This window comes from Sphingomonas sp. P4_D12 (assembly GCF_056401895.1).
Genome location: NZ_JBFUIL010000003.1, coordinates 57,382 through 82,805, shown reverse-complemented (window position 1 = coordinate 82,805; position 25,424 = coordinate 57,382). Strand labels below are relative to the sequence as shown.

Genomic DNA, 25,424 nt, shown 5'->3' with positions numbered 1-25,424 from the left:
TATCAAAGAATCTGAAGAAGGAAGTTGAACTAAAATGGCACTGAGCATTCGTCTTTCGCGCGGCGGTTCGAAGAAGCGTCCGTATTACCGTATCGTCGTTGCCGACGCGCGCAGCCCGCGTGACGGCAAGTTCATCGAGAAGATCGGCAACTACAATCCGCTGCTGGCCAAGGACGATGAGAAGCGCGTCGTCCTCGACGCCGATCGCGCCAAGCATTGGCTGGGCGTCGGTGCGCAGCCGACCGACCGCGTCGCCCGTTTCCTCGACGTCGCCGGCGTCAAGGAGCGTGCGGCCCGCAACAATCCGAAGAAGGGTGAGCCGGGCGAGAAGGCCAAGGAGCGCGTCGAAGAGCGTGCGTCGAAGGCTGCCGAAGCTGCCGAGGCCGCGGAAACCGCCAAGCAGAACGAAGCCGAGGCCGTGATTGCCGCCGAGGTCGAAGCCGCGACCGAAGAGCCGACGCCCGAGGCCGAAGCCGTTGCCGAGGCGGTCGCCGAAGAAACGCCGCCGGTTGAAGCGCCGGTTGCCGAAGAGCCTCCTGCCGCTGAGGAAGCTCCCGCGGCGGAGGAGGCTCCCGCGGTCGAAGCCGCTGCCGAGGAAGCGCCCGCCAACGAAGCGACACCCGACAGCGACGCCGGCGATACCGGCGCCGACGAGGCCAAGAGCGCTCAGGCTCCCGCCGAGGGCTGATGCCGAAAACTCCCTCTCCCCATCGGGGAGAGGGTCGGGGAGAGGGGGAGTCGCAGGCGGCGTCCTCTCGCACTGCCCCTCTCCCAAAGCCTCTCCCCAGCGGGGAGAGGGCTTCTCAGCCCGTCACGCTCGCCGTCATCACCGGCGCGCATGGCGTGACAGGAGAAGTTCGCCTGAAGGTCTTCGCCGAGGACCTCAAGCCGCACAAAAGCTTCAACGCCGGCGCGTTGACGCTGAAGGCGCTGCGCATCACGCCGCAGGGTGCGATCGCGCGTTTCGCCGAAATCCCTGACCGCACTGCCGCCGAGAAACTGCGCGGCACCGAGCTCACCGTACCGCGGTCGGCGCTGCCGCCGCTGGGCGAGGGCGAATATTACCACGCCGATCTGCTCGGCCTGGCGGTGGTGTCCGATGCCGGAGAGCCGCTAGGGCACGTCGTGCTGATCGAGAATTTCGGTGCCGGCGATGTGATCGAGATCGAGCGGCCGGCCGAGGGCGGCAAACCCGGCAAGCGCTTCATGGTGCCGATGCGCCCCGAGGCGGTTCCCGAATGGGATAGCGAGCGGCTGGTCGTCGCCGCGGCGTTCGTCGATCAGGGCTGACGCCGGCTTGGCATTCCACGGCTCACGCTGCCCAGGCGGCGAGATCCTCCTGTTGCCCGATCAACGCCAATCCATGCGCGATCGAGGTCAGCTCGCCGCCTGACGCGATCCGCTCCTCGCCGAAACGGTCTGCGAACAAGCGCCGGATGCGCGGGGTCAATGAGGTGCCGCCGGTCAGGAAGACGCGATCGACATCGGCCGGGGCGATATCGGCGGCCGCTAGCGCGCGATCGGCGGCGGCTTCGATCCGCGCGATATCGGGTGCGATCCAGGTCTCGAACGCGTCGCGCGTGACGTCGGCCTCGATCGCAAGACCGGCGCCGGCAAAATGGAAATGGGCATGGTCGGATGCCGACAGCGCGCGCTTGAGCTGGCCGACGGCGTCGTACAATTGATAGCCGAGCTCCTGGTCGATCACGGCGATCATCCTGCCGATCGCGGCGGGGTCGAGCGCGGCGCGGCGAAGCTTTTCGAGATCCGCCAAGGTACGCCGATTGCGCATCAGCGCCAGTTTCGACCAATCCGCGAAGTCGCTGAAATAACCACCGGGAATATCGAGGATTTTGTCGAACGATCGGTAGGACCCGCCCTTGCCGAGTAATGGCATCACCAGATTGTCGATGATCCGCGCATCGAACCGGTCGCCGGCGATGCCGACACCAGCATGACCCAGCGGGGTGCAGCGGCGCGGCGCGCCCGGCGCCTCTATCCGCACTACCGAGAAATCGCTGGTGCCGCCGCCAAAATCGGCGACCAGGATCGTTGCAGCGTCCGTGATGCGCGAGGCGTAGCTGAAGGCGGCGCCCAGCGGCTCGTAGACATAATGGATATCGGTGCCGAGGGCGGCGAACATCAAGTCGTAACGCTGCCTGGCGAGTGCCTCGTCGGGGCGGCTGCCGGCGAATTCGACCGGACGCCCGACGACGATGCGCGACGCGGTCTGCCCCAGCCGCCCGCCCGACCGGGCAGTCAGCTTGCGCAGGAACAATTGCCCCAGGTCCTCAAACCGCATGCGGCGTTCGAAGATAGTGGCGTGCTCGAAGCTCGAGCTGGCGGCGACCGACTTGAAAGATTGGATGAAGCGGCTGCCCTGCGGGAAATCGAGATAGTCGCGGATCGCCCAGGGGCCGGCATCGGCGCCGAGCGCGACCCGAGCATCGCCTTCCTCCCAAAAGCACAAGGCGGAGCGGAACACAGCGTCGCTGTCTTCGGGCCCTTCGATCATGACGAGGTTGGCGGTATCGCCGCTCGCCGCGGCGACCACGGTATTGGTGGTGCCGAAATCGAATCCCAGCGCGGAAGAGGCAGCGTCACTCATGGCGCGCGCGCCTCTAGCCGGGATGACGGCGAGCGGCAAAAGGGAAGACGTGATCGCGCATTTCTGTACGCAGCCCTTTTCGTGCCGGCGGATGAGGCGCCCCTTGCCGTCTCGGACGGCGCAGGCAATGGTCGATAGATGACGCTCGCCGATTTTCCTCTCTTTACGCCTGCTACCTTCGGTTACGCGAGGTGCGCATGACCCGGCTGGCGGTGCTGACTGATATCCATGGCAATCTGGCCGCATTGGAGGCTGTGATCGCCGATGCCGAGGCGCAAGGCTGCACCGGATTCGTCAATCTCGGCGACTCTCTGTCCGGGCCGCTCTGGCCAGCGGAAACCGCCGATCTCCTGATCGAGCGTGTCTGGCCGACGATCGCAGGCAATCATGAGCGCCAATTGCTGACCATCGACCGCGCGCGGATGGGCGCGAGCGACGCTTTTGCCAGCGATGCCTTGAACGATCGTCACTTCCAATGGCTGGCGAGCCTGCCGCCGACGCTGGAACTGTCGCCGGACGTGCTGCTGTGTCACGGCACGCCGGCTGATGACCTCGAACATTTCCTCCATACCGTCGATGGCGGCACGGTTCGCGAGGCGACCGAGGCTGAGACGTTGGAACGGGCGGGAGATTGCAGCGAGGCGCTGATCCTGTGCGGGCATACGCATCTGCCACGAATCGTGACCTTGGAGGACGGCCGGACCATTGCCAATCCCGGCTCGGTCGGGCTGCAGGCCTATGATGATGATCATCCGGTCGCCTATCGCGTGGAGGTAGGCGATCCTTGCGTGCGCTATGCCATTGTCGATGGCATGGCGGTAACGCTCCGGGCGATTGACTATGATCACGAGGCCGCCGCCCGGCGCGCGGAAATGAACGGCAGTTACGATTGGGCGATCGCGCTCAGGACGGGGCGGATGGCATGACGTTCGCCGCCACCGTCCTCACTCTCTATCCTGACATGTTCCCGGGCCCGCTCGGCACGTCGCTGGCGGGGCGCGCGCTGGGCGAGGGAAAATGGAGCCTCGACGCGGTCAACATTCGCGACTTCGCAATCGACAAGCATCGTACGGTGGACGAAACGCCGGCCGGTGGCGGTGCGGGGATGGTGCTCCGCGTCGATGTGGTGGCGAGCGCGTTGGACAGCGTGGCGGACGGGCGGCCGATCCTGGCGATGACGCCGCGGGGGAGGCCGCTCACTCAAGAGCGTGTTCGCGATCTTGCGGCCGGTCCCGGCGCCATCGTGCTGTGCGGGCGGTTCGAGGGATTCGACGAACGATTGTTCGATGCACGGCCAGTCGAACAAGTGTCGATCGGCGACTATGTCCTGTCGGGCGGAGAGATGGGCGCGCTGGTGTTGCTGGACGCTTGCATTCGGCTGCTTCCCGGCGTAATGGGCGCGCCTTCCAGCGGAGATGAAGAGAGCTTCGAAAGCGGCCTTCTCGAATATCCGCATTATACCCGTCCTGTTGAATGGGAAGGGCGCACGATCCCCGAAGTGCTGCGATCGGGGGATCATGCGAAGATCGCGGCCTGGCGAAAGTCGATGGCCGAGGCAGATACACGGTTACGGAGACCGGATCTTTGGGAGCGCCACGAGGGCGCTCGGGTCCAGCCTCCCTCTGGCGCGCGGCGACGAAAGAAGGACGACTGAGATGAACATCATCCAGCAACTCGAGGCCGAGAACATTGCGAAGTTCGTAGAGGCCAAGAAGATCCCCGAATTCCGCCCCGGCGACACGCTGCGCGTCGGCGTGAAGGTGGTCGAAGGCGAACGCACCCGCGTCCAGAATTACGAAGGCGTGTGCATCGCGCGTTCGAACAAGGGCATGGGCAGCAACTTCACCGTGCGCAAGATTTCGTTCGGTGAGGGCGTCGAGCGCGTCTTCCCGCTCTATTCGCCGAACATCGACAGCATCGAAGTGGTCCGCAAGGGCGCGGTGCGTCGTGCCAAGCTCTATTATCTGCGTGGCCGCACCGGCAAGTCGGCGCGCATCGCCGAGCGCCGCGACACGCGTGGCGATAACGCCGCGTAAGCGACGCCGTCTCGCGAGAATAGAAAGGGCGCGGAGGTCATCCTCCGCGCCCTTTTTCGGCTGGCGCGCCGCGAGGCGGTCTAACGCCTATGCCGGCCGTCTATGGCTGCTCCCTTTCAATCTATGGCGGGAACGAGCGGATCGCGATTAGTCTGCCCTCTCGGGATCGAGAATGAGAAAGGGAGGGCCCATGTCCCAGCGCCTGACGCGGCGGCAGCTGATCTGTGGAGCGGCCGCGGCCGGAGGACTGGCGAGCTGGGCGGTTCGCGCCGCAGCGCTGGACGAACCCTCGACATTGTTTCGCGAGGTCATGCTGGTCGATGGGACCGGGGCACCGGGGCGGCTCGCCAATGTGCTCGTAACCGGCGACCGGATCGCGCGGATCCTGCCGGCGAGCGGCAAAGCGCTTGGGTCGAAAGCGCGGGTTGTCGCGGGCGAGGGCAGGGTGCTCGCCCCAGGGTTCATCGACATGCACAGCCATGGCGATCCGTTGCACGATTCCTACGAGACGTTCCTGGCGATGGGCGTCACCACCGCCACGCTCGGCCAGGACGGCGAGGGTCCCAGGATCGGCAAGGACCTCGATCCCAAAAGCTGGATGCAGGCGGTCGATCGCGCGCGGATCGATATCAACGTCGCTTTGCTGGCCGGCCATGGCACATTACGACGCGCGGCCGGTGTGGCGGATTCGGTGCGCCGTCCCGACGCGGCCGGGCTCGAGCGGATGGCGGCGCAGCTCGATTCCGAACTGCGGATGGGTGCGTTCGGAATCTCCTACGGCCTTGAATATGTGCCCGGAATCTATTCGGAGACGCCCGAGCTAAGCAATCTCGGCAAGGTCGTGGCGCGCTATGGCGGCGTTTGCATGAGCCATATGCGGTCGGAGAATGACGACGAGATCGAGGCGTCGATCAACGAACTGGTTGCCTCGTCGCTGCCCGCGCGGCCACATATCTCGCACTTCAAGTCGGTGTTCGGCAAAGGCGAGAAGCGCGGCCGCGAGTTGCTCGCGTTCGTCGCCGATTTCCGCCGCCGCGGGATCGATCTCACCGCCGACGAATATCCTTATGAGGCCGGCTATACCGGGATCGCGATCCTGTTTCCGAAATGGGCGCTGCCGCCGACCGATTATGCCGCTGTTCTGGCACAGCGACGGCAGGAATTGCGTGATTATCTGATCGCTCGGATGACGCGGCGCGGCGGACCGGAGGCGTTGCTGATCGGCACCGCGCCATATGCCGGCAGGACCCTGGCCCAGGCGGCGCAGCGGGAGGGGATGCACTACGCCGACCTGCTCATCAAACTCGGGCCGGACGGCGGATCAGGCGCGCATTTCACGATGGACAAGGTGTTGCAGGATACCTTGCTGGTCGATCCTAACGTCTCGTTCTCGACCGATGGCGGCCCTGGCATGCGGCACCCGCGCGCGACCGGCACCTACGCCAAATTGGTCGAGGAATATGTCGTTCGCGACAAGAAACTGACGATCGAGGAAATGGTCCGCAAGGCAACCGGCTTTCCCGCCCAGACGCTGCGCCTGTCAGATCGCGGCGTGGTGCGGGCTGGGGCGAAGGCCGATCTCGTCCTGTTCGATCCGAATAAGGTCAAAGCGCGATCGACCTATGTCGATCCCTTCGCGATGGCCGAGGGGTTCGACCTGGTGATGGTGAACGGCCAGCGGGCGTTCGAGGGCGGGAAAAGGGTTGGGTTTTCGGGGAAGCTGTTGAGGGCGAGGTAGACAAAATCCTCCCCGGCACGGGGAGGAATTAGCGACCCATCGCCGCCACCGCCTTGCACAAGCCATCCGTGGCCAGCGCGATCCGCGATTCCGGCATGTCACGATTGCCGGGATCGTTCTCCACCTCACGCGTCTCAGTATTGAACGTGAGCAAGCTTCCCATGTGCTGGTCGGGGCACAGGCTCAGATAAGCGCGAAACCCATTCTGGTCGCCATTATGGCCGACGATGCGGATACCGTCGGTCTGGTCGAGAAAGAAGGACAGCCCGCTCCAGGTCGTCTTGGCCATCCGCCCCTGGGTATAATCCTCGCCCGCCGAGATTTGCGGCTTCCACATTTCCTCGAGCGAGGACCGCTTGAGCACCACATCATATTCGCCCTGGCGCGCCGGATCGCCGAGCAGGAAGGCGACATATTTCGCCATATCGGGCAGCGGCGAATTGAGCCCGCCATTGGATACGGTCACGCCGGTATCGACGTCGAACGGCGCCTCGACCCGCTTGCCATTGCGGATGTAATAACTGTGCGTCCGGTGCGGCAGCAGATAAAGCGGCGTGCGGTCGAAATAGCTCGAAAACATGCCGAGCGGCCGGAGGATGTTCTTGTCGATATAGACTTCGAAATCCTCGCCCGAGAGCCGCTCGATCACCTGGCCGAGATAGACGATGCCGGGATTGGAATAGCTGAACCGGCTGCCGGGTTTGAACTTCACCTCGGTATAGGGGATCATCGCCTTGAGTTGTTCCCAGCGCGGCGGCTCGAACGGCTGCCAGTCGCGGTCGCGCCAGCGCCAGGTCGCGCCGCCGAACCCGGCGCTGTGGCTCATCAGCTCGCGGATGGTGATCGCGCCGGTATCGCCGAACGGATTGTGCACGCCGGCAAGCTCGGGGACGTAGCGGACGATCGGGTCGTCGAGCCTGAGCAAGCCGCGATCGCGCAATTGCATAATCGCGATTCCGGTCATCGTTTTGGTGATCGACGCCCAATGATAGATGGTCTGCGCGTCCACCGGTACCTTGGCATCGGCGTCCTGATCGCCGAGATGATCGGCAACGACGACACGACCGTCGCGCACGACGTAGAAGCTGCTGCCGACGATGCCCGCGCGCTTGATTTCGGCTCGGTGGAGCGCACGAAAGTCGGTCAACGCCTTGTCGAACGCGCGCTCGCTAGCCGCCGCCGGGCTGACGGCCGCGGAGATGGCGAGCAGTAGACAAGCGGGGATCCAGCGGGACATGGCGATCTTCCTTGCTCTTTCGCGCGAACGACGCCGATCCTGCTGGCCGGTTTTCGATAGCGCAATGCAAATGGGTTGCGGCCGGTATAGCTTGCGGGATCGCTAAGCGCGTCGTCGCGCGCTATCTCGCGTGAATGACCAACCGTTGTCCCTGGGCGGGCGCCGACCCGCAGATGCAAGCCTATCATGACACCGAATGGGGCGTGCCCGAACGCGACGGTCGGGCCTTATGGGAAAAGCTGCAGCTCGACGGCTTCCAGGCGGGCCTGTCCTGGTCGACCATCCTCAAGAAGCGCGAGGCGTTTCGCGAGGTGTTCGCCGGCTTCGACCCGGAGAAGGTCGCCCGGTTCGACGCATCCGATGTCGAGCGGCTGCTCGGCGACGCCCGGATCATCCGCTCGCGCGCCAAGATCGAGGCGACGATCGGCAATGCGCGCGCCTATCTGGCGATGCGCGACGCCGGCGAGGACTTCGCCGACTTCTGCTGGTCGTTCGTCGATGGCGTGCCGCTCAAGGGCGATGGTGTGCACCTGCCGGCGAAGACCGAATTATCCGAGGAAGTCTCGAAGCAACTCCGCAAACGCGGGTTCAAGTTCGTCGGCCCGGTGATCGTCTATGCCTGGATGCAAGCCTGTGGGCTGGTCGACGACCATTTGAAGGGCTGTTTCCGCTGGAGCGCTTCGTAATTTTCCCACCTCCGCGGCGAAGACCGGGGAGGCGGGAGGCGCGTCGGCGTCAGCCGTAGCTGACCAACTCGAACTCGGTGCCGTCGAAATCGAAGAAATAGAACCGCCGGCCGGGATCGTAATCGCCGTGATTGAACGGCTCGAGCCCTGCGGCGACGACGCGGCGTTCGGCATCGTCGAGATCGTCGACGACGATGCCGACATGGTTGAGCGGGCGGCCCTTGCGAAAGGCGTCGTCGGGCGTTTCCGCGCCCTGGCTGGTGTATAACGCCAGGTAGAATTGGTCGTCGCCGACATGGATCGTGTGGCCGCCATTGAGCGACGGGCCCTGCCAGCGAATGTTCCAGCCGAACAGATCGTGCATCAGCTTCGCGCTGCGCGCCGGATCCCGAACGGTGATGTTGACGTGCTCGATGAAAGCGCCGGGCATGGATATGTCCTTTCGACTGAATTTGCTCCCTGCGCGGAGAGATAGTTCCTCAACTATAGTTGAGGTCAAGAGGGATATCGATCGACGCGCAGCCCTTTACGGAACGTTCCGGTCCCGCGATAAGCCGCGGCAACGCCCGCGATCAGCCGGGTGATGCGGGAGTCGCGAAGGACATGCGGACATGGTTGACCGGTGGAATGATCGGGCTGGCGGCGGCGCTCGCGATCGGGACGCATGCCATGGCTGCTGACGATGCGCAGCGCACGCTGACGCTCGATCGGGTGTTCGCTAGCCCCGATCTGTCCGGATCGCAGCCGCGTGCGATGAAGCTCTCGCCCGACGGCAAATTGCTGACGTTGCTCAAGCCCAGGGCCGACGAGAAGAACCGTTTCGACCTCTGGGCGCGTGATACCACGACCGGCGAGGAACGGATGCTGGTCGATTCGAAGAAAGTCGGCACCGGTGCGGAATTGTCCGAGGCGGAGAAGATGCAGCGCGAACGCGCGCGCATCGCCGGCGACAAGGGCATCGTCGCTTATGACTGGGCGCCCGACGGCAAGTCGATCCTGGTCCCGCTCGACGGCGACCTCTATCTCGCGCACCTGGATGGCAAGGTCGAGCGCCTGACCAACACCCCGGGCGGCGAGCTCAACCCGGTGATCAGCCCGGCGGGCGGTTTCGTCAGCTTTGTCCGCGACCAGAATCTGTTCGCCCAGCCGCTCGGTGGCGGTGCGGCCAAGGCGTTGACCTCGGACGGCGGCGGTACCGTCCATTGGGGCGAAGCCGAGTTCGTCGCGCAGGAGGAAATGGACCGCGACACCGGCTATTGGTGGGCGCCGGGCGACCGGCTGGTGGCGGTCGAACGGTTCGATGAGGCGCCGGTCGGCGTCGTCACCCGTGCCGCGATCGGCGCCGAGGGCACCAAGGTGTTCGACCAGCGCTACCCGTCTGCCGGCACGCCCAACGTCACGGTCGAGCTCTATGTCATCGACCCGGCAACGGGTGGCAAGGTCAAGGTCGACCTGGGCAGCGATCCAGACATTTATCTCACCCGGGTAGACTGGACGCCCGACGGCAAGACCCTGCTCGTCCAGCGCCAGAACCGCGCACAGACCGAGCTCGACATGCTCGCGGTCGATCCGGCGACGGGCAAAGCCAAAACCTGGTTCAGCGAGAAGTCCGGCCCGGACTCCTGGGTCAATCTCAGCGACAATTACCACGCGATGAAGGACGGCAGCCTGATCTGGTGGTCCGAGCGCGACGGCTTCGGCCATCTCTATCGCTTCGCCAAGGGCAAGTGGACGCAGCTGACCAAGGGGGCGTGGCAAGTCACCGACCTGGTCGGCGTCGATGAAGCGCGCGGGCGGCTCTATTTCATGGCGAACAAGGACGATGTGCTGGAGCAACAGCTCTATGCGGTCGATATCGCCCATCCCAATGCGGTGACACGGCTGACCGAACGCGGCTGGACCAACAAGGCGGTGATGGATGACGCCGCGACGCGGCTGATCGTCACACGCTCCAACCCGAACCAGCCGCCGCAGTCCTATCTCGCCGACACCAGCGGCAAGAGGCTCGGCTGGATCAACGAAAATGCGGTCAAGCCGGGGCATCCTTATTACCCCTATCTCGGCGCACATCGGCAGCGCACGTTCGGCACGATCAAGGCGGCCGACGGCACCGATCTCTATTACGAGATGATCACTCCGCAGATGGAACCGGGCAAACGCTATCCCGTGTTCTTCCAGCATTATGGCGGGCCGCACAGCCAGACCGTGACGCGTGGCTGGGAAAGCCCGCTCGAGCAATTGATCGTCGGCAAGGGCTATATCTTCTTCCAGCTCGACAATCGCGGCTCGCCCAATCGCGGCAAGGCGTTCGAGGACAAGATCTATCGCGCGATGGGATCGATCGAGGTGCAGGATCAACTGGCTGGGGCCAAATGGCTCAAGCAGCAGGCCTATGTCGATCCCGACCGGATCGGCATCTATGGCTGGTCCTATGGCGGTTACATGACGCTCAAAATGCTGGAGGCCAATCCCGGCGTCTATGCTGGCGGTGTCGCCGGCGCGCCGGTGACTAAGTGGGAACTCTACGACACGCACTATACCGAGCGTTACATGGGCAACCCCAAGGCGGACGCCAAAGCCTATGCGACCTCGGACGCGATCGACGATGCGCCGAAGATCAACGACCCGCTGTTGCTGGTCCACGGAATGTCCGACGATAATGTCGTGTTCGAAAACTCGACTGCGTTCGCCGCGAGGATGCAGGCGACCAATCGCCCGTTCGAAATGATGTTCTACCCCGGCAAGACCCATGCCGCGGGCAAGGATATCCATGTCTGGACGACGATCTTCAATTATTTCGATCGCGTGGTGAAGAACCGGCCGGCCCAGTAGGCGGCCGGTTTACCGGTCGATAAGCTCGATCAGGCCGAGCGCATAGAGCAAGGCGCGGCGCGCGGTGCGAATGCGATCGAGCAATGCCGGCTCGCCGATCTCGGCGATCGCGATTTCCTCGGGCCAATGGGCTTCGATCACGGCGGCGATGCGATCGAGCTTCGCCTCGTCGACCAGGAAACGGGGATCGACCGTCGCGGGGTCGCAGACCACGCGCAGCCTGAGGCAGGCCGGGCCACCGCCGTTGCGCATCGACTGGCGGACATCGACTACTTCGAGGCGCCGGATCGGCCCGTTGCCGGCGATCATCTCGCCGAGCCAGGACCAGACCGCGGCATTGCCACGCGCCTCGCCGGGCAGGATCAGCGCCATCGTGCCATCGGGCAGCGTCACCAGCTGCGCGTTGAACAGATAGGATTGGATCGCGTCGGAAAGGCTGACACGATGCGCCGGCACCTCGACGATCTCGGCCCAGGGCGCTTTTGAGGCGATCTCCGCATATAGGCCGGCTTTGTCTTCGAACGCGAGTTCGTGCGCGAACAGCACGCGTTGATTGGCGACCGCGACGACGTCGTTGTGAAAGGCGCCGGCGGCGATCGCTTCGACCGATTGCTGGGCGAAGATGGTCCGCGCCGGATCGAGGCGATGCGCGCGCGCAACCGCCTCCGACGCTTCGCGGCGCTGGCGAGCGGGAAAGGGTCCGCCGCTTTCGCCGTAGACGAAGATCTCGACGCCCGGCGCGCCATGTTGCTCGCACAGCCGCACATGGTTGGCCGCGCCCTCGTCGCCGAACGGAGCGGGGACGGGCGGGTGCACCGAGAATGCCGGATCGGCGAAGGCGAGGCGGAGCTGCGCCAGTGTCTCTGGCCATTCATGGCTGCGATGCGCCATCGTCACCAGATTGGCGACGGTCAGATGGCATAGGCCATCAGCCGCGTCGGGGGCAGGGGACACGGTTGCCGCATTCGCCGCCCACATCGGCGAGGCCGATAAGGCCTGCGCCTTCAAATGGGTTGCCGCCGCGGCATAATCGGTCGCCAGCGCGGCTAGCCAGCGATCGTCGGGCCGGTCGTGCGGCGGCAGAAGCCCCTGGGTCAAACCGAGCCGGAGATTGGCGCGCATTTTCTCCACGCCTTCGAGCGCCGCCTCGCGCGGGCGCGAAGTCAGGCCGGCATTGCCGGTCGCGGCGAGATTGCCCAGGCTCAAGCCGGCATAATTGTGGCTCGGGCCGACCACGCCATCGAAATTGATCTCGACCAGCGGCATCAGAAGCGGCCGATATGCGTGACGTTGTCGCCCTCGCCGACGCCGAGCGCGGCGGCCCCGGCGCGGTCGATCACGATTCCGCCGGCGGCGGTGCGCAATTGAGCGAAGGCGCAGCGGAAGCTCGACAAATGCCCGGCGGCCGCGAGCGCGCGTTCGCCGCCATCGTCATCGATCGCGACCACCTTGCTCGTCACCGCTTCGGCGATGCTTCGCACCTTGTCGGTACGCGCGGTCATGGTCGGCCCTCCATCGAAGATGTCGATGTAATTCTCGAATGCAAACCCTTCATTTTCCAGCATTCGCATCGCCGCACGGCCCGACGGGTGGGGCAGCCCGATCACGCTTCGCGCGCTCTCGGTCAGCATCGCGACATAGATCGGATGCTTGGGGAAGAGGTCGGCGATGAATTGGTGACCATGGGTGGCGTTGAAGCGGTCGGCATCCTGGAAATTCATTCCGAAGAAACGACCCGCCAGCCCGTCCCAGAAGGGCGATCCGCCGGCTTCGTCGATGATCCCGCGCAATTCGGCCAGGATGCGGTCGGCGAAGCGCGGGCGGTGCATCGCGATGAACAGATAACGGCTGCGTGCGAGCAGCATGCCCAGGCCCCCGGCACGTTCGCCGGGATGAAGGAACAGCCCGCCGACTTCGCTTGCACCTTCCAGGTCGGTCGACAGCGTCAGCATCTCGGCGCGGAAGGTGCGGTCGAGCTCCTCGCTCTTCTGCGACAGCGTGCCGATACGATAGCTGTAAAAGGGGTGATGCTGCCCGACTTGGCTGAACATCTGGCACGTGCCACGGACCTCGCCGGTCTCGACATTTTCGAGCATCAACACGAAGATATCGTCGCCTAGCGTCTCATCGGCGCGGCCAAAAGCGGTGCTGCTCTGGGCAAGGCGGCGGCGCAGCGCGCGGCGGTCGGCGGGCAGGTTGGTGAACCCGCCGCCGGTCAGTTTCGCCATCTCATAGAGATGGTCGAGATCCTCGTCGTTCGCGGCTCGGATACGGAAATTCACAATCCCCCCTTTTCGGCGATGCGCATGATGGTGAGCGCGGACAAGGCCGCGCGTTCGGCCAGGCTGTCGACCAGCAGGAATTCGTCCGCCGAATGGATCGCGCCGCCGCGTGCGCCCATCGTATCGACCACGGGCACGCCGGCGGCGGCGATGTTATTGCCGTCGCACACGCCACCGGTCGCTTTCCAACCGATCGCGAGCCCGAGCCCGGCGCCGACCTGCTTGACCAGGTCGAACAATTTGGCGGCGCCGTCGTCGATCGGTTTGGGCGGGCGGTTGAAGCTGCCATGCGCCTCGATCCTCACGTCGCGCGCAGTGCCGACCTCGGCGACGGCGGCGTCGATCGCGGCCTGCGCGCGGGCGATCGCCTCGGGCGAGGACGGCCGGAAATTGATCCGCAGGATGGCGAGGTCGGGAACGACATTGTTGGGGCCGCCGCCCTCGATCCGCGCGGGATTGACCGCCAACCCTTCTTCCTTCGCCGCGAATAGGCGCACCGCGAGGTCGCTCGCCGCGACGATCGCATTGCGGCCATCGTCGGGATTGCGCCCGGCATGCGCGCTCTTGCCATGGACGACGAGCGAGAAATTGCCGGTGCCACCGCGCGCGCCGGCCAGCGTGCCGTCAGCCAGCGCGGGCTCATAGGTCAAGGCGGCGACCTTGCCGTGCGCCAGATCGGCGATCAGCGCGGAGGACGAGAACGACCCGGTCTCCTCGTCCGAATTGATCATCACGTCATAGCCGATCCGGCTCGCCAGCGGCGATATCTCGACCGCCTTCAACGCCGCGAGCAGCAACGCCAACCCACCCTTCATATCGGCGACGCCGGGGCCGTTGAGCGTATTGGGATCGAGGAACGTCTGATTCTGGAATGGGTGATCGACCGGATAGACCGTATCCATATGCCCGGTGAACAGCATCCTGACCGGGGCGTCAGGCCGTACGCGGACGACGAGATGCCGGCCATGGTCGAGCGTGCTGACATTGCCGTCCGAAGCGACGCTGGTGGCGGGAGCGGGGTCGATCAACGCCACCTCTCCGGGCAGCGCCGAATATGCATCAGCCAGCGTCGCTGCCATCGTCTTCAGGCCTGCGAGATTGCGCGTCCCGCTATTGATCGCGGCCCAGGCACTTGTGTGATCGAGCATCGGCTCGTCGCGCACGCGCTCGAGGATCGCGGCCTCTGTCGTCTCCGTCATGCCACCGCTCTAGGCGGTCGCGATCGATTGGTGAAGCCGTGACCCGGGAACGGATCAGAAAGCGTAGACCAATCCGGCCCGGCTGATCTGGTCGGTCGTCACGCGGCCTTCCGGCGGCATGCTTTCATATTGGACGTTGTAGGAAAACTGCGCCGATAGCGGGCCCAGCACCTTGGCATTGAGCGCGGTCGTCCCAGTAACCGTCGAATTGTAGCGCTCGACATAGGCCGACGCATTCTGCGTCAATTGCAGCCCGTGCGAGAGTTTCCAGGCGAAATCGACACTGCCGCGGGCTGCGATGCTGCGTTCGGTTTCGCCGTCGGTGAAGCTGGTCGAGCGATAGGCCGGGCCGAGTTCGAGATCGAGCTTCAGCCTGTTGCCCTTGAGCGCGCTATAGCCCGCTCCGGTCGATACGGAATAGCGAGTAGTGTAACCGAGGAAGCGGTCACTTTCGAACTGTGCCGATCCGTAAATGTATGACCGGTCGTCGAGTTTCCAATTGGGCTCCCACGCCGCCAGATAATGTTCGCGCGAGGTGACGCCCAGGCTGCGCTGATAATCGAGCTGAGCCTTGAATTTCTGACGCCAATCGAGCCCATCGCGGGTCAGCGCAAGCGAAGCCGAAATGCCTTCGCTATTGCTGTTGCCGGTGGAGATGTACCCGCCAAGCTCGGCGCGCCCCGACCATAAGTCGAAGAAGCTGGCATTCTGCAGTTTCGCAGTCTTTTCGTCGCTACGCTTTCTTTTCCAGTCATCGACCAGCTTGGCGATCGCTTCCTTGCTGTCGGGCGCGGCGGTGCCGGCATATTTGACGATCGTCGCCACTTCGCTTTCGTTGCCAGACGCGATCGCCGCGTCGATCATCGTCTTGATCTGCGGGGGAATAGAGGCCGGGTCGGTATTGGCGAGCAGCATCGGCGCTGCTGTGGCGAGAAGCAGGGGGAGGCGCATGGCGCGGCCCATAATACAGCGATCCTGCCATTAAAACCGTTACGCGACGATCCGTTGAGGGATTGTTGCGAAACGGTTCCTAGCGCTTCAGATAGGGCGAGAATGCGGCGATTACGTCCTCGTACAGCTTGCGCTTGAACGGCACGATCAGCGCGGGAAGCTCATATGGGTCGACCCAGCGCCAGGTGCTGAACTCGGGATGCTCGGTCGCCAGGTTGATATCCAGATCCTCGCCCAGGAAGCGATACAGGAACCAGGTTTGGCGTTGCCCGCGCCATTTGCCTTTCCATACCTTACCAACCAGATCTTCGGGCAGATCGTAATAGAATTCGCCCGGCGCCTGGGCGATCAGCTCGACATTGTCGCGCCCGACGCCGATCTCCTCGCCGAGTTCGCGAATCGCTGCCTGCCCCTCGGTCTCGCCGGGATCGATCCCGCCTTGCGGCATCTGCCAGGCTTCCATCGTCGTATCGATCCGTTGCCCCGCGAACGCCAGCCCGTCGCGGTTGAGCAGCATGACACCCGCGCAGGGGCGGTAGGGGAGGTCGGCCTTTGTGGTCATCAAAAAATCCTCCCCGGAACGGGGAGGGGGACCATTCGCAAAGCGAATGGTGGAGGGGGCCCGCGACGCCTTGGCCCCTTTCCTTGCTGCTCGTTGGTCGTGGGCCCCCTCCACCAAGCCGCTTCGCGGCTCGGTCCCCCTCCCCGTGCCGGGGAGGAATTGCTCATCGCACGATCTCCGCCATTCATTCCGCCGCCTGCGCCATCGTGCGTTCGCCTTCAGCTTCCGTGATAATGTCCTTCAGTGCTGCGAATGCGCCCATCACGTCGCCGACGCTCGACGGAATCGCTTTCCTCAGGGTGATGAAGCCGTGGATGTTGCCCTTGGCCTCGCGGAACACCACCGGCACTCCGGCCAGCGCCAGTGCGGCGGCATAAGCGCGGCCCTGGTCGCGGATCGGATCGAGGCTGGCAGTCACCACCACGGCGGGCGGCATGCCGGCCAGATCGCCGAGCAACGGCGAGCTGCGGATATGGTCGGCCTCGCTCTTATACGCCGCCATGAACCATTCCATACTGTCCCGCGTCAGCAGATAGCCTTCGGAGAATTCGGAATAGGACGGATATTCCTTGCTGGCGTCGGTCGCGGGATAGAAGGGCAATTGCGCGATTACCGGGACCTTGGCGGCCTGGTCGCGCAGCGCGGCGGCGGTGACGATGGTCAGATTGCCGCCGGCGCTGTCGCCAGACAAGATCAGCGACGTGATCGAGCGGCCCAGCTCGGTTGGGCTGCCCGCGACCCATCGCGCCGCCGCTTCGCAATCGTCCGGCGCGGCGGGCCAGGGGAATTCGGGGGCGAGGCGATAGTCGACCGCGATCACCGGCAAATCGAGCACACGCGCCATTTCGGCCGTAAAGCTGCCATGACTATCGAGATCGCCGATCACGAACCCGCCGCCATGGAAGAACACCACCGCCGGCCCCGGCTCGCGGCTGGCGCGCGGGTCATAGAGGCGCGCCGGGATATCGCCGGCCGGGCCGGGGATGGAGAGGTCGAGCAGCGTGCCGAGTTCGCCCACGGCCGGATCGCCGACATCCTTCATTGCCAGGAACATCTGGCGCGCGGTCGCCGCGTCGAGCTCATGCATCTTCGGCCCGGGCATATTGTTGAGAAAATCGAGGAATCCGCGAACGTCGGGGCGGACGAAAGGCTCGGTCATTCAGTTATTCCTCTCACTGGTCTCTGTCGATTTCAGTCCTTAACTAAAACCTATGATCGCGGTCGTCCATCATCCCGACTATGTTGCGCCGGGACAGCCCAAATCGGGCTATCAGTGGAACAAGAACGGCGCGATCCGCGACTTGCTCCATCAATCCGGCGATGCGATCGCCTGGTTCGAGCCGGAAGCGATGCCGCGGCACTGGATCGAGGCGGCGCACGATCCCGATTATGTCGCCGAGGTGATCGAGGCACGCGTACCGCGCGCCAAGGAGCGGCGGATCGGGTTCCCGGTCAATGCGACTGTCGCACGTCGCGCCCAGATCGTGCCCGGCGGCACCTATCTTGCGGCGCAACTCGCGCTAGAGCGCGGGTTCGCCGCCAACAGCGCGGGCGGCAGCCATCATGCGCTGGCGGATACCGGCGCGGGCTATTGCGTGTTCAACGATCTCGCCATTGCGGCGATCAGGCTGGCGGACGAGGGTCGCCGCGTGCTGATCGTCGATTGCGACGTGCACCAGGGCGACGGCACCGCCGCGCTGACCGCCGGTCACCCGGATATCGCGACCTATTCGATCCATGCCGAGAAGAATTTTCCGGCACGCAAAGCGCGCTCGACGCTCGACCTGGCACTGCCCGACGGCGTGGGCGACGATGCCTATCTCGCGGCGCTGGAGGAGACGCTGGCGCCGATGCTCGATACCGAGCGGCCCGATATGATCCTTTATCAGGCAGGCGTCGATCCGTTCGGTGGCGACCGGCTCGGCCGGCTCGACCTAAGCGATGAGGGCCTGATGCGTCGCGAACAGCTCGTCGCGCGACTGGCGATCGAGCGCGGCCTGCCGCTCGCGAGCACGGTCGGCGGCGGCTATGGCGACGATGTGCTGGCGATCGCGCGCCGCCACGTCGCCGCGATTATCACCTTGGGCAGGGCGTTTGCGGGCGCGGCCCGTGAGAGTGAGGCTTTCGGGCAACGCTGAGCGGCTTTTCGACCGGCGCCGCGATTACGCGACCGGCAGGGGGTGCTTTCGTCACAAAGGCGAAATAATGCGCCCGTACCGGCGCGGGAGTCGGACACTCAGCCCGCACCAATAATCACCCTCGGCACGGCCTCCACTGCGAGCGCCGCGTGTTGCCGTGCGTCCGACGGGGAGGAATCCAATTTTCAGCATGGGGATATGCTCGTGAATCGATTGACCAAGACCACAATGTTGCTGGCCGGCGTTGCGCTGGGCGCGATGTGGAGCGGCGCCGCCGCGGCACAGGAAACGCCCGCCGCGCCGACCGCGGCGAGCGCTTCCCAGGATGACGGGCTCGGCGAGATCGTCGTCACCGCCAACCGCCGCCAGGAAAACCAGCTCAAGGTCCCGGTCTCGGTCGCCGTGGTCGATGGCGATGCGTTCCGCTCGGTCCAGGCTGGCGGCGACGACATCCTGTCGATCTCTGGCCGTGTGCCCGGCGTCTACGCCGAAAGCACGACGGGCCGCATCTTCCCGCGTTTCTATATCCGCGGTCTCGGCAATATCGATTTCTATCTCGGCGCGTCGCAGCCGGTGTCGATCATCCAGGACGACATCGTGCTCGAGCATGTCGTGATGAAGTCGAACCCGGTGTTCGACAACGCGCAGATCGAAGTGCTGCGCGGTCCGCAGGGCACCTTGTTCGGACGTAATACCCCGGCGGGTATCATCAAGTTCGACTCGATCAAGCCGTCGTTCGATTTCAACGGCCGCGCCTCGGCGTCATATGGCAGCTACAACACCGTCACGTTCGACGGCGGCGTGGGCGGTCCGCTGATCGGTGACAAGGTCGCGTTCCGCTTGTCGGCGCTGTACCAGCACCGCGACGATTGGGTCGACAATACCTTTGCCGGCACCAGCGCCGACGGCACGATCACGCCCAAGAAGAAGGCGATGGGTGGCTTTAACGAGCGCGACGTCCGCGCGCAGTTGCTGTTCCAGCCGTCGAGCAACTTCTCGATCCTGACCTCGGCTCATGTCCGCGCCTATGACGGCACCGCGACCCTGTTCCGCCGCGCCGCTCTGGTGAAGGGATCGAACCAGATCATCGACAGCGTGAAGCGCAGCCAGGTTGCGTATGACGAGGGCGCCAACAACCCGCAGGAATACACCACCTATGGCGGGTCGGTGAACATGGCCTATGATTTCGGGGGCGTCACGCTGACCTCGATCTCCGGCTATGAATCGCTGTTCGGCTATAGCCGGGGCGAGACCGACGGCGGCGCCGCGGCCAATTTCCCGGTCAACGGCGTTCCCAACGGATTCGGCGAATCGCAAGGTCAGGTCCGCGACCTCGATCAGTTCACCGAGGAACTTCGCCTGGCCAGCGCCAATAGCGGCGATTTCAAGTGGCAGGTCGGTGGCCTCTATTTCAACTCGGCCGATACGACCGATTTCTACCAGCGCGCCTTCTTCTTGAAGACCGCGGCGCAGAACCCGAACAACTGGGTCCGCTTGCGCAATCTCAACACCTCCTGGGGCGTGTTCGGGCAAGTCAGCTACAAGGTCGCGCCGAAGCTGACCTTCACGCTGGGCGGCCGCCTGAGCAACGATACCAAGACGACCCGCCTGCTCAAGACCGCCAACACGATCGCGAACGTGAGCACCTATACCGGTCGCCGCCGCGTCCGCCTATCGGACACGCAGCCGAGCTTCGATGTGTCGGCTCTATACGAAGCCAGCAACGACGTGAGCTTCTACGCCCGCGTCGCGACCGGCTTCCGTGGCCCGACCATCCAGGGCCGCTCAGCGGTGTTCAACTCGGACTTCACCACGGCGAACTCGGAGAAGATCCTTTCGGGCGAAGTCGGCTTCAAGACCAGCCTGTTCAACGACACTTTGCGCTTCAACGGCTCGGTGTTCGCCTGGCGGATGCATGACATCCAGCTCAACGGCAACGACTCGAACGGCAACGGCGTGCTGTTCAACGCTGACAAGGCGGTCGCCTATGGCGCCGAGTTCGAGGCCGATTGGCGCCCGGTGCGCAACCTGACGCTCTCGGCGGGCCTCAGCCTGCTGCACAGCGAGATCAAGGACAAGCGCGTCTATGCACAGGTCTGCGCGCTCAACGGCGTGGTGGTCTGCACGGTCGAGGATCCGCTGACCAAGATCGGAGCGAACTATTTCGCGCAGATCAACGGTGAGCCGCTGCCGAACGCCCCGCAGTACAATATCAACCTGACCGCGCGCTACGACCAGCCGGTCGGCGACGGCAAGGTGTTTCTGGCGGGCGATTTCAACATCCAGGGCTACACTCAGTATGTGCTCTATCGGACCAAGGAATTCACTTCGAACGGTAATTTCGAACTTGGCGCCAAGCTCGGCTATGCCGCGCCCGGCGACAAATGGGAGATTGCGGTGTTCGCGCGCAACCTGACCGACGAGCGTAATCTGAAGGGCGTGATCGAGAACTATATGGCGGCGGTGTTCAACGAACCGCGCATCGTCGGCATCCAGCTGAGCGGCAAATTCCGTTAAGCCATTCCCGATCCGATACGATACGACCCGGCTGCCAAGGGCACGCCGGGCCGTTTTCGCATCGCGGGTATGCTAAAGAACGGTTTTCACGGAAGCGTAACCGATCTACGTTGGTCATAAGGGGTCCCCGAGCCTAGAGAGACCTCCGAACAAGACCGCAGGATTTAGTGCTGACATGGCGACCGCCGTCCACGAAGTGACGCCCACCGAGGCGTCGGCCCACCCACAAGCAGAATCGATCGTTGTCCGTTTCGCCGGGGATTCCGGCGACGGCATGCAGCTGACCGGGGGACAGTTCACGCTGTCGACCGCGCTGGCCGGCAACGATCTGTCGACTTTTCCCGATTTCCCGGCTGAGATCCGCGCGCCCTTGGGCACGCTGTTCGGCGTGTCGGCGTTCCAGATCAATTTCGGGTCGACCTCGATCGAGACCGCGGGCGACGCGCTCGACGTGCTGGTCGCGATGAACCCGGCGGCGCTCAAGACCAATGTCAACGAGCTCAAGACCGGCGGGCTGATCATAGCTGACACCGGCGAATTCACCGAGCGCAACCTCGCCAAGGCGAAGTACGAGTCCAACCCGATCGAGGATGGCAGCCTCGCCAAATGGCAAGTGCTGGCCTTCGACATTTCCGCGCTGACAGTGGCGGCGGTGAAACCGTTCGGGCTGGGCAACAAGGAAGCTTTGCGCTGCAAGAACATGTGGACCCTGGGCCTCGCGCTCTGGATGTTCGACCGCGACCGCCAGCCGCTGGTCGATTGGCTCAAGAACAAGTTCGCCAAGGCTCCGGCACTGGCGGAAGCCAATATCGCCGCGCTCAACGCGGGGCATGCTTACGGCGAGACCGCGGAGATTTCGGGTCCGCTCAAGCAGCATCATGTCCCCGCAGCCCCAGCCGAACCGGGCCTGTACCGCACCGTGACAGGTGCGGAGGCGATTTCGATGGGCCTGGTCGCGGGTGCGCAGCTCGCCAACATTCCGATGTTCTTCGGCGGCTATCCGATCACGCCCGCCTCGGCGATCCTGCACCATCTCAGTCGGCTCAAGGAGTTCGGCATCACCACCTTCCAGGCCGAGGATGAGATCGCCGCGATCGCCAGCGCGATCGGCGCGTCTTATGCCGGCCAGCTTGGTGTCACTTCCTCGTCGGGGCCGGGCATCGCGCTCAAGGGAGAGGCGATGGGGCTTGCGATCATGACCGAGCTGCCGCTGGTGATCATCAATTCTCAGCGCGGCGGACCCTCGACCGGACTGCCGACCAAAACCGAGCAATCGGACCTCTATCAGGCGGTCTATGGCCGCAATGGCGACGCGCCGATGCCGGTGATCGCCGCGCGCAGCCCGTCGGACGCGTTCGAGGTCGCGATCGAGGCGGTGCGGATCGCCACGCAATATATGACGCCGGTGATGGTGCTGACCGACGGCTATATCGCCAATGCCGCCGAGCCGTGGAAAGTGCCCGAGGTCAGCGACTATGCGCCGTTCCCGGTCGAATATCTCGATACGGTGCCGGAGGGCGGGTTCCAGGCCTATGCCCGCGACGAAAAGCTCGCGCGTCCCTGGGTCAAGCCGGGCACGCCGGGCTTGCTCCACCGCATCGGCGGGATCGAGAAGCAGCAGGGCACCGGCAATATCGATTACGGCCCCGCCAACCACCAGGCGATGACCGACATCCGCAAGGCCAAGGTCGACGGGATTAAAATCCCCGACCAGGCGATCGAGCTGGGCAATCCGGGCGGCAAGCTGGTCGTGGTCGGCTGGGGATCGACCTTTGGCCCGATCCACCAGGCGGTGAGGCGCGCGCGCCGCAAGGGGCTCGACGTCAGCCACATTCATCTGCGCCACATCTGGCCGATGCCAGCAAATCTTGGTGCGTTGCTCAAGGGTTACGAAAAGATCCTCGTACCAGAGATGAACACCGGCCAGCTCAAGACGGTGCTGCGCGACCAGTATCTGGTCGATGCCAAGCCGCTCAACAAAGTGTCGGGCCAGCCCTTCCGTATCGCGGAGATCGAGGCGGCGATCGAAGGAATTCTCGCATGAACGACATGACGCCCCCAGTGGTGAAGAGCTCGCCCAAAGACTGGGAAACCGACCAGGAAGTGCGCTGGTGCCCAGGCTGCGGCGACTATGCGATCCTCAAAGCCGTGCAGCGGACCATGCCGGAAATCGGCGCGCGGCCCGAAAACACCGTGTTCGTCAGTGGCATCGGCTGCTCGTCGCGTTTTCCCTATTACATGGAAACCTATGGCTTCCACACGATCCACGGCCGTGCGCCGGCGGTGGCGACAGGGGTCAAGCTCGCCAATCCCGAGCTCGACGTGTGGATCATCACCGGCGACGGTGATGCGCTGTCGATCGGCGGCAACCACACGATGCACTTGCTGCGCCGTAACCTGAATTGCCAGGTGCTGCTGTTCAACAACGAGATCTACGGCCTGACCAAGGGCCAATATTCGCCGACCAGCCGAGTCGGGACGCGCAGCCCCTCGACGCCGTTCGGCTCGGTCGACCGCCCGGCGCAGCCGTGCGCCTTCGCGCTGGGATCGGGCGCGCGGTTCGTTGCACGCGGGATCGACGTGCACAAGAACCTGCCGTCGGTGTTCAAGGCGGCTTATGCGCATCAGGGCGCGGCATTCGTCGAAATCTTCCAGAATTGCATCGTCTACAATGACGACGTGTTCGCGTCGTTCACCGAAAAGGCTAACGCCTCGGGCAACCAATTGTGGGTCGAGCACGGCCAGCCGCTACTGTTCGCGGGCGGGACCAAGGGCCTGACCATGGATATCGACCGGCTGGTGCTCAAGGTGGTCGATGTCGTCGATGGCGACTGGCAAGGCGCGCATGTCGCGGTCCATGATCAGACCAATCGCGGCCTGGCTCACATGTTGGTCGAGATGCCGTTCGGCCCGTTCCCGATGGCGCTTGGCGTGCTCTACGACGATCCCGCCCCGACCTTCGACAGCGCGGTGATCGCGCAGAACAAGCAAGCGAGCGAGGGCAAGAAGCCTGACCTGCAGAAGCTGCTCAGCCAGGGGCAAACCTGGCAGGTCGAGAAAGAGCCGCGACCGGAGTGATTTGTTGATTCGCGCGGAAGTGCGGAGGCGCGAAGAAGGGGTGCGGTCGCGCGCTCCTAGCTGGTTACTTCGGCACGGCTGGAACGATGGCGTTGTTGGATCATGCTACGCCGTAAAACGCACTTCGCGCCTCCGCGCCTCCGCGTGAACAACCACATCCTGACTTGGCTGCGGTGACCACGCCAACGATCCTTTGGTTTCGCCGGGACCTCAGGCTCACAGATCAGCCAGCGCTGTTAGCTGCGGTGCGCGATGGGCCGGTCATCCCCGTCTATGTGCTCGATGATGAAACCCCCAAGCATCGCAGGATGGGCGCGGCCTCGCGCTGGTGGCTGCATCACAGTTTGAAGTCGCTTGACGAAGCGTTGCGCGAGAAGGGGTCGCGACTGATCCTGCGGCGCGGGAAATGCGATGAGGAGCTGGCCAAGGTCGCGCAAGAAGTCGGCGCCGGCACCGTCCATGCTATTCGCCATTACGAGCCATGGTGGCGCAACGCCGAGCGCGCGGTGGCGAAGCGGCTCGATCTCGTCTGCCACGACGGCAATTATCTCGCGCCGCCCGGATCGATCACGAGCGGGAGCGGCGCGCCTTACAAGATCTACACGCCGTTCTGGCGCGCATTGCGTGACGTCATGCCGCCACCACATCCGCTGCCCCGACCGCATGAGATTCCGGCGCCTGCTTCCTGGCCGGCAAGCGAGGCGCTGGCCGACCGGGATTTGCTGCCGACCAAGCCCGATTGGGCAACGGGTTTTGCGAAGGAATGGACACCGGGCGAGGCTGGCGCGCACGATCGGGTCGACGATTTCGCCGATGACGTCGCGCGCTATGGCGACACGCGCAACCTGCCGTCGATTGAGGGCAGTTCGCGGCTGTCGCCGTACCTGCATTTCGGTGAGGTGTCGCCGGGCTATGTCTGGCATCGTATGGCAGGGAAGGGTGGGTCGACCCAGGTCTTCCTCAGCGAGCTTGCCTGGCGCGATTATGCCCAGAACGTGATCCTGCAATTGCCCGATTACGGTGCCAGGAACGGGCGTGAGCGGTTCGATGACCTTCCCTGGCGCTCGGGAAGGGCGGCCAAGGAGGACCTGCGGGCATGGCAGCGCGGCGAAACCGGCTATCCGATCGTCGATGCCGGGACGCGTCAGCTTTGGGCAACTGGGTGGATGCACAATCGCGTGCGGATGATCGCGGCCTCATTCCTGATCAAACATCTGCTGGTCGACTGGCGGGAGGGCGAGCGCTGGTTCTGGGACACGCTGGTCGACGCCGATTACGGCAACAATTCGGTCAATTGGCAATGGGTCGCCGGCACCGGAATCGACGCCAATATGTGGGGCCGGATCATGGCGCCGCTCGTACAATCGGAGAAGTTCGACGCGGGTGCCTATATCCGCCAATGGGTGCCCGAATTGACCGGCATCCCCGATCCTGCGATCCACGATCCCGAGGCGGCGGGCTGCCGCCCCAACGGCTATCCCCTAAAGCTGATCGGTCATCGCGAGGCGCGCGATCGGGCCCTGGCGGCGGGAAAAAAGGTGCGATGATCTGCCCGAATCG

At 64.3% G+C, this 25,424-nt stretch carries 21 protein-coding genes and 1 pseudogene; 13 read left to right on the top strand and 9 right to left on the bottom strand.

What is annotated here, in order from left to right:
• The first annotated feature begins 34 nt into the window (after window positions 1–34).
• Both rpsP and rimM read left to right on the top strand, forming a co-directional pair.
• Window positions 35–688 (top strand): 30S ribosomal protein S16, encoded by a 654-nt coding sequence (gene rpsP, locus AC1DSD_RS06290; RefSeq protein WP_478029094.1) that lies wholly within the window; start codon window positions 35–37, stop codon window positions 686–688.
• 110 nt (window positions 689–798) lie between these two features.
• Window positions 799–1,290 (top strand): annotated as a pseudogene (gene rimM / locus AC1DSD_RS06285) (ribosome maturation factor RimM); the annotation flags it as partial.
• Window positions 1,291–1,312: 22 nt separating this feature from the next.
• Here the strand turns inward: rimM and AC1DSD_RS06280 are convergent.
• Window positions 1,313–2,608, bottom strand: coding sequence for an Hsp70 family protein (locus AC1DSD_RS06280; protein ID WP_478029093.1), 1,296 nt, complete (start codon window positions 2,606–2,608; stop codon window positions 1,313–1,315).
• Between the two features lie 197 nt (window positions 2,609–2,805).
• Here AC1DSD_RS06280 and AC1DSD_RS06275 point away from each other — a divergent pair, with 197 nt between their 5' ends.
• From AC1DSD_RS06275 to AC1DSD_RS06260, 4 genes are all read left to right on the top strand, one after another.
• The gene (locus tag AC1DSD_RS06275) at window positions 2,806–3,534 is read left to right on the top strand and encodes a metallophosphoesterase family protein (RefSeq protein ID WP_478029092.1); all 729 of its coding nucleotides are present in this window, start codon (window positions 2,806–2,808) and stop codon (window positions 3,532–3,534) included.
• Complete coding sequence (gene trmD, locus AC1DSD_RS06270) at window positions 3,531–4,262, top strand: tRNA (guanosine(37)-N1)-methyltransferase TrmD (RefSeq protein WP_478029091.1); 732 nt, start codon at window positions 3,531–3,533, stop codon at window positions 4,260–4,262. The genes AC1DSD_RS06275 and trmD overlap by 4 nt, the downstream gene beginning before the upstream one ends.
• Window position 4,263: 1 nt before the next feature.
• Complete coding sequence (gene rplS, locus AC1DSD_RS06265) at window positions 4,264–4,644, top strand: 50S ribosomal protein L19 (protein ID WP_066806226.1); 381 nt, start codon at window positions 4,264–4,266, stop codon at window positions 4,642–4,644.
• 190 nt (window positions 4,645–4,834) lie between these two features.
• Window positions 4,835–6,382: an N-acyl-D-amino-acid deacylase family protein gene (locus tag AC1DSD_RS06260; RefSeq protein ID WP_478029090.1), complete on the top strand. Its 1,548-nt coding sequence runs from the start codon at window positions 4,835–4,837 to the stop codon at window positions 6,380–6,382.
• A 28-nt stretch (window positions 6,383–6,410) separates the two neighbouring features.
• Here the strand turns inward: AC1DSD_RS06260 and AC1DSD_RS06255 are convergent, their stop codons facing one another.
• Window positions 6,411–7,619 (bottom strand): serine hydrolase domain-containing protein, encoded by a 1,209-nt coding sequence (locus AC1DSD_RS06255; protein ID WP_478029089.1) that lies wholly within the window; start codon window positions 7,617–7,619, stop codon window positions 6,411–6,413.
• 134 nt (window positions 7,620–7,753) lie between these two features.
• On the opposite strand from AC1DSD_RS06255, the gene AC1DSD_RS06250 reads away from it, so the two are divergent.
• Window positions 7,754–8,305, top strand: coding sequence for a DNA-3-methyladenine glycosylase I (locus AC1DSD_RS06250; RefSeq protein ID WP_478029088.1), 552 nt, complete (start codon window positions 7,754–7,756; stop codon window positions 8,303–8,305).
• Between the two features lie 49 nt (window positions 8,306–8,354).
• Here the strand turns inward: AC1DSD_RS06250 and AC1DSD_RS06245 are convergent, their stop codons facing one another.
• The gene (locus AC1DSD_RS06245) at window positions 8,355–8,735 is read right to left on the bottom strand and encodes a VOC family protein (protein ID WP_478029087.1); all 381 of its coding nucleotides are present in this window, start codon (window positions 8,733–8,735) and stop codon (window positions 8,355–8,357) included.
• 197 nt (window positions 8,736–8,932) lie between these two features.
• Between AC1DSD_RS06245 and AC1DSD_RS06240 the strand changes: the two genes are divergently transcribed.
• Complete coding sequence (locus tag AC1DSD_RS06240; protein ID WP_478029523.1) at window positions 8,933–11,137, top strand: S9 family peptidase; 2,205 nt, start codon at window positions 8,933–8,935, stop codon at window positions 11,135–11,137.
• Between the two features lie 9 nt (window positions 11,138–11,146).
• Here AC1DSD_RS06240 and AC1DSD_RS06235 read toward each other — a convergent pair whose 3' ends face one another.
• From AC1DSD_RS06235 to AC1DSD_RS06210, 6 genes are all read right to left on the bottom strand, one after another.
• Window positions 11,147–12,403: an N-succinylarginine dihydrolase gene (locus AC1DSD_RS06235; RefSeq protein ID WP_478029086.1), complete on the bottom strand. Its 1,257-nt coding sequence runs from the start codon at window positions 12,401–12,403 to the stop codon at window positions 11,147–11,149.
• On the bottom strand, window positions 12,403–13,419 hold the full coding sequence (locus AC1DSD_RS06230) for an arginine N-succinyltransferase (RefSeq protein WP_478029085.1): 1,017 nt from the start codon (window positions 13,417–13,419) through the stop codon (window positions 12,403–12,405). The genes AC1DSD_RS06235 and AC1DSD_RS06230 overlap by 1 nt, the downstream gene beginning before the upstream one ends.
• Complete coding sequence (locus AC1DSD_RS06225) at window positions 13,416–14,618, bottom strand: hydrolase (protein WP_478029084.1); 1,203 nt, start codon at window positions 14,616–14,618, stop codon at window positions 13,416–13,418. Before AC1DSD_RS06225 ends, AC1DSD_RS06230 begins: the two co-directional genes overlap by 4 nt.
• 54 nt (window positions 14,619–14,672) lie before the next feature.
• A complete protein-coding gene (locus AC1DSD_RS06220) occupies window positions 14,673–15,569 on the bottom strand; it encodes a DUF481 domain-containing protein (protein ID WP_478029083.1) in 897 nt (298 codons plus the stop codon).
• A 79-nt stretch (window positions 15,570–15,648) separates the two neighbouring features.
• A complete protein-coding gene (locus AC1DSD_RS06215) occupies window positions 15,649–16,131 on the bottom strand; it encodes an RNA pyrophosphohydrolase (RefSeq protein WP_478029082.1) in 483 nt (160 codons plus the stop codon).
• A 184-nt stretch (window positions 16,132–16,315) separates the two neighbouring features.
• The gene (locus AC1DSD_RS06210; RefSeq protein WP_478029081.1) at window positions 16,316–17,290 is read right to left on the bottom strand and encodes an alpha/beta hydrolase; all 975 of its coding nucleotides are present in this window, start codon (window positions 17,288–17,290) and stop codon (window positions 16,316–16,318) included.
• 52 nt (window positions 17,291–17,342) lie between these two features.
• Here AC1DSD_RS06210 and AC1DSD_RS06205 point away from each other — a divergent pair, with 52 nt between their 5' ends.
• From AC1DSD_RS06205 to AC1DSD_RS06185, 5 genes are all read left to right on the top strand, one after another.
• Window positions 17,343–18,269 (top strand): histone deacetylase family protein, encoded by a 927-nt coding sequence (locus tag AC1DSD_RS06205; protein WP_478029080.1) that lies wholly within the window; start codon window positions 17,343–17,345, stop codon window positions 18,267–18,269.
• A gap of 198 nt (window positions 18,270–18,467) precedes the next feature.
• Entirely contained in the window at window positions 18,468–20,786 is a 2,319-nt protein-coding gene (locus AC1DSD_RS06200; RefSeq protein ID WP_478029079.1) for a TonB-dependent receptor, read from the top strand.
• Window positions 20,787–20,961: 175 nt separating this feature from the next.
• A complete protein-coding gene (locus AC1DSD_RS06195; RefSeq protein WP_478029078.1) occupies window positions 20,962–22,830 on the top strand; it encodes a 2-oxoacid:acceptor oxidoreductase subunit alpha in 1,869 nt (622 codons plus the stop codon).
• Window positions 22,827–23,864 carry a 2-oxoacid:ferredoxin oxidoreductase subunit beta gene (locus AC1DSD_RS06190; RefSeq protein WP_478029077.1) on the top strand — a complete coding sequence of 346 codons (1,038 nt, stop codon included), beginning with the start codon at window positions 22,827–22,829 and terminating at the stop codon, window positions 23,862–23,864. Before AC1DSD_RS06195 ends, AC1DSD_RS06190 begins: the two co-directional genes overlap by 4 nt.
• 173 nt (window positions 23,865–24,037) lie before the next feature.
• The gene (locus AC1DSD_RS06185; RefSeq protein ID WP_478029076.1) at window positions 24,038–25,411 is read left to right on the top strand and encodes a cryptochrome/photolyase family protein; all 1,374 of its coding nucleotides are present in this window, start codon (window positions 24,038–24,040) and stop codon (window positions 25,409–25,411) included.
• Window positions 25,412–25,424 lie beyond the last annotated feature (13 nt).

Excerpts from the sequence above, each read along its gene's own strand:
- AC1DSD_RS06200 (WP_478029079.1), top strand. The coding sequence starts at position 18,468 with ATGCTCGTGAATCGATTGACCAAGACCACAATGTTGCTGGCCGGCGTT.
- AC1DSD_RS06240 (WP_478029523.1), top strand. The coding sequence starts at position 8,933 with ATGATCGGGCTGGCGGCGGCGCTCGCGATCGGGACGCATGCCATGGCT.
- AC1DSD_RS06250 (WP_478029088.1), top strand. The coding sequence starts at position 7,754 with ATGACCAACCGTTGTCCCTGGGCGGGCGCCGACCCGCAGATGCAAGCC.
- AC1DSD_RS06190 (WP_478029077.1), top strand. The coding sequence starts at position 22,827 with ATGAACGACATGACGCCCCCAGTGGTGAAGAGCTCGCCCAAAGACTGG.
- rpsP (WP_478029094.1), top strand. The coding sequence starts at position 35 with ATGGCACTGAGCATTCGTCTTTCGCGCGGCGGTTCGAAGAAGCGTCCG.
- trmD (WP_478029091.1), top strand. The coding sequence starts at position 3,531 with ATGACGTTCGCCGCCACCGTCCTCACTCTCTATCCTGACATGTTCCCG.
- AC1DSD_RS06220 (WP_478029083.1), bottom strand. The coding sequence starts at position 15,569 with ATGCGCCTCCCCCTGCTTCTCGCCACAGCAGCGCCGATGCTGCTCGCC.
- rplS (WP_066806226.1), top strand. The coding sequence starts at position 4,264 with ATGAACATCATCCAGCAACTCGAGGCCGAGAACATTGCGAAGTTCGTA.
- AC1DSD_RS06280 (WP_478029093.1), bottom strand. The coding sequence starts at position 2,608 with ATGAGTGACGCTGCCTCTTCCGCGCTGGGATTCGATTTCGGCACCACC.
- AC1DSD_RS06205 (WP_478029080.1), top strand. The coding sequence starts at position 17,343 with ATGATCGCGGTCGTCCATCATCCCGACTATGTTGCGCCGGGACAGCCC.
- AC1DSD_RS06235 (WP_478029086.1), bottom strand. The coding sequence starts at position 12,403 with ATGCCGCTGGTCGAGATCAATTTCGATGGCGTGGTCGGCCCGAGCCAC.
- AC1DSD_RS06225 (WP_478029084.1), bottom strand. The coding sequence starts at position 14,618 with ATGACGGAGACGACAGAGGCCGCGATCCTCGAGCGCGTGCGCGACGAG.
- AC1DSD_RS06195 (WP_478029078.1), top strand. The coding sequence starts at position 20,962 with ATGGCGACCGCCGTCCACGAAGTGACGCCCACCGAGGCGTCGGCCCAC.
- AC1DSD_RS06255 (WP_478029089.1), bottom strand. The coding sequence starts at position 7,619 with ATGTCCCGCTGGATCCCCGCTTGTCTACTGCTCGCCATCTCCGCGGCC.
- AC1DSD_RS06275 (WP_478029092.1), top strand. The coding sequence starts at position 2,806 with ATGACCCGGCTGGCGGTGCTGACTGATATCCATGGCAATCTGGCCGCA.
- AC1DSD_RS06260 (WP_478029090.1), top strand. The coding sequence starts at position 4,835 with ATGTCCCAGCGCCTGACGCGGCGGCAGCTGATCTGTGGAGCGGCCGCG.
- AC1DSD_RS06215 (WP_478029082.1), bottom strand. The coding sequence starts at position 16,131 with ATGACCACAAAGGCCGACCTCCCCTACCGCCCCTGCGCGGGTGTCATG.
- AC1DSD_RS06210 (WP_478029081.1), bottom strand. The coding sequence starts at position 17,290 with ATGACCGAGCCTTTCGTCCGCCCCGACGTTCGCGGATTCCTCGATTTT.
- AC1DSD_RS06245 (WP_478029087.1), bottom strand. The coding sequence starts at position 8,735 with ATGCCCGGCGCTTTCATCGAGCACGTCAACATCACCGTTCGGGATCCG.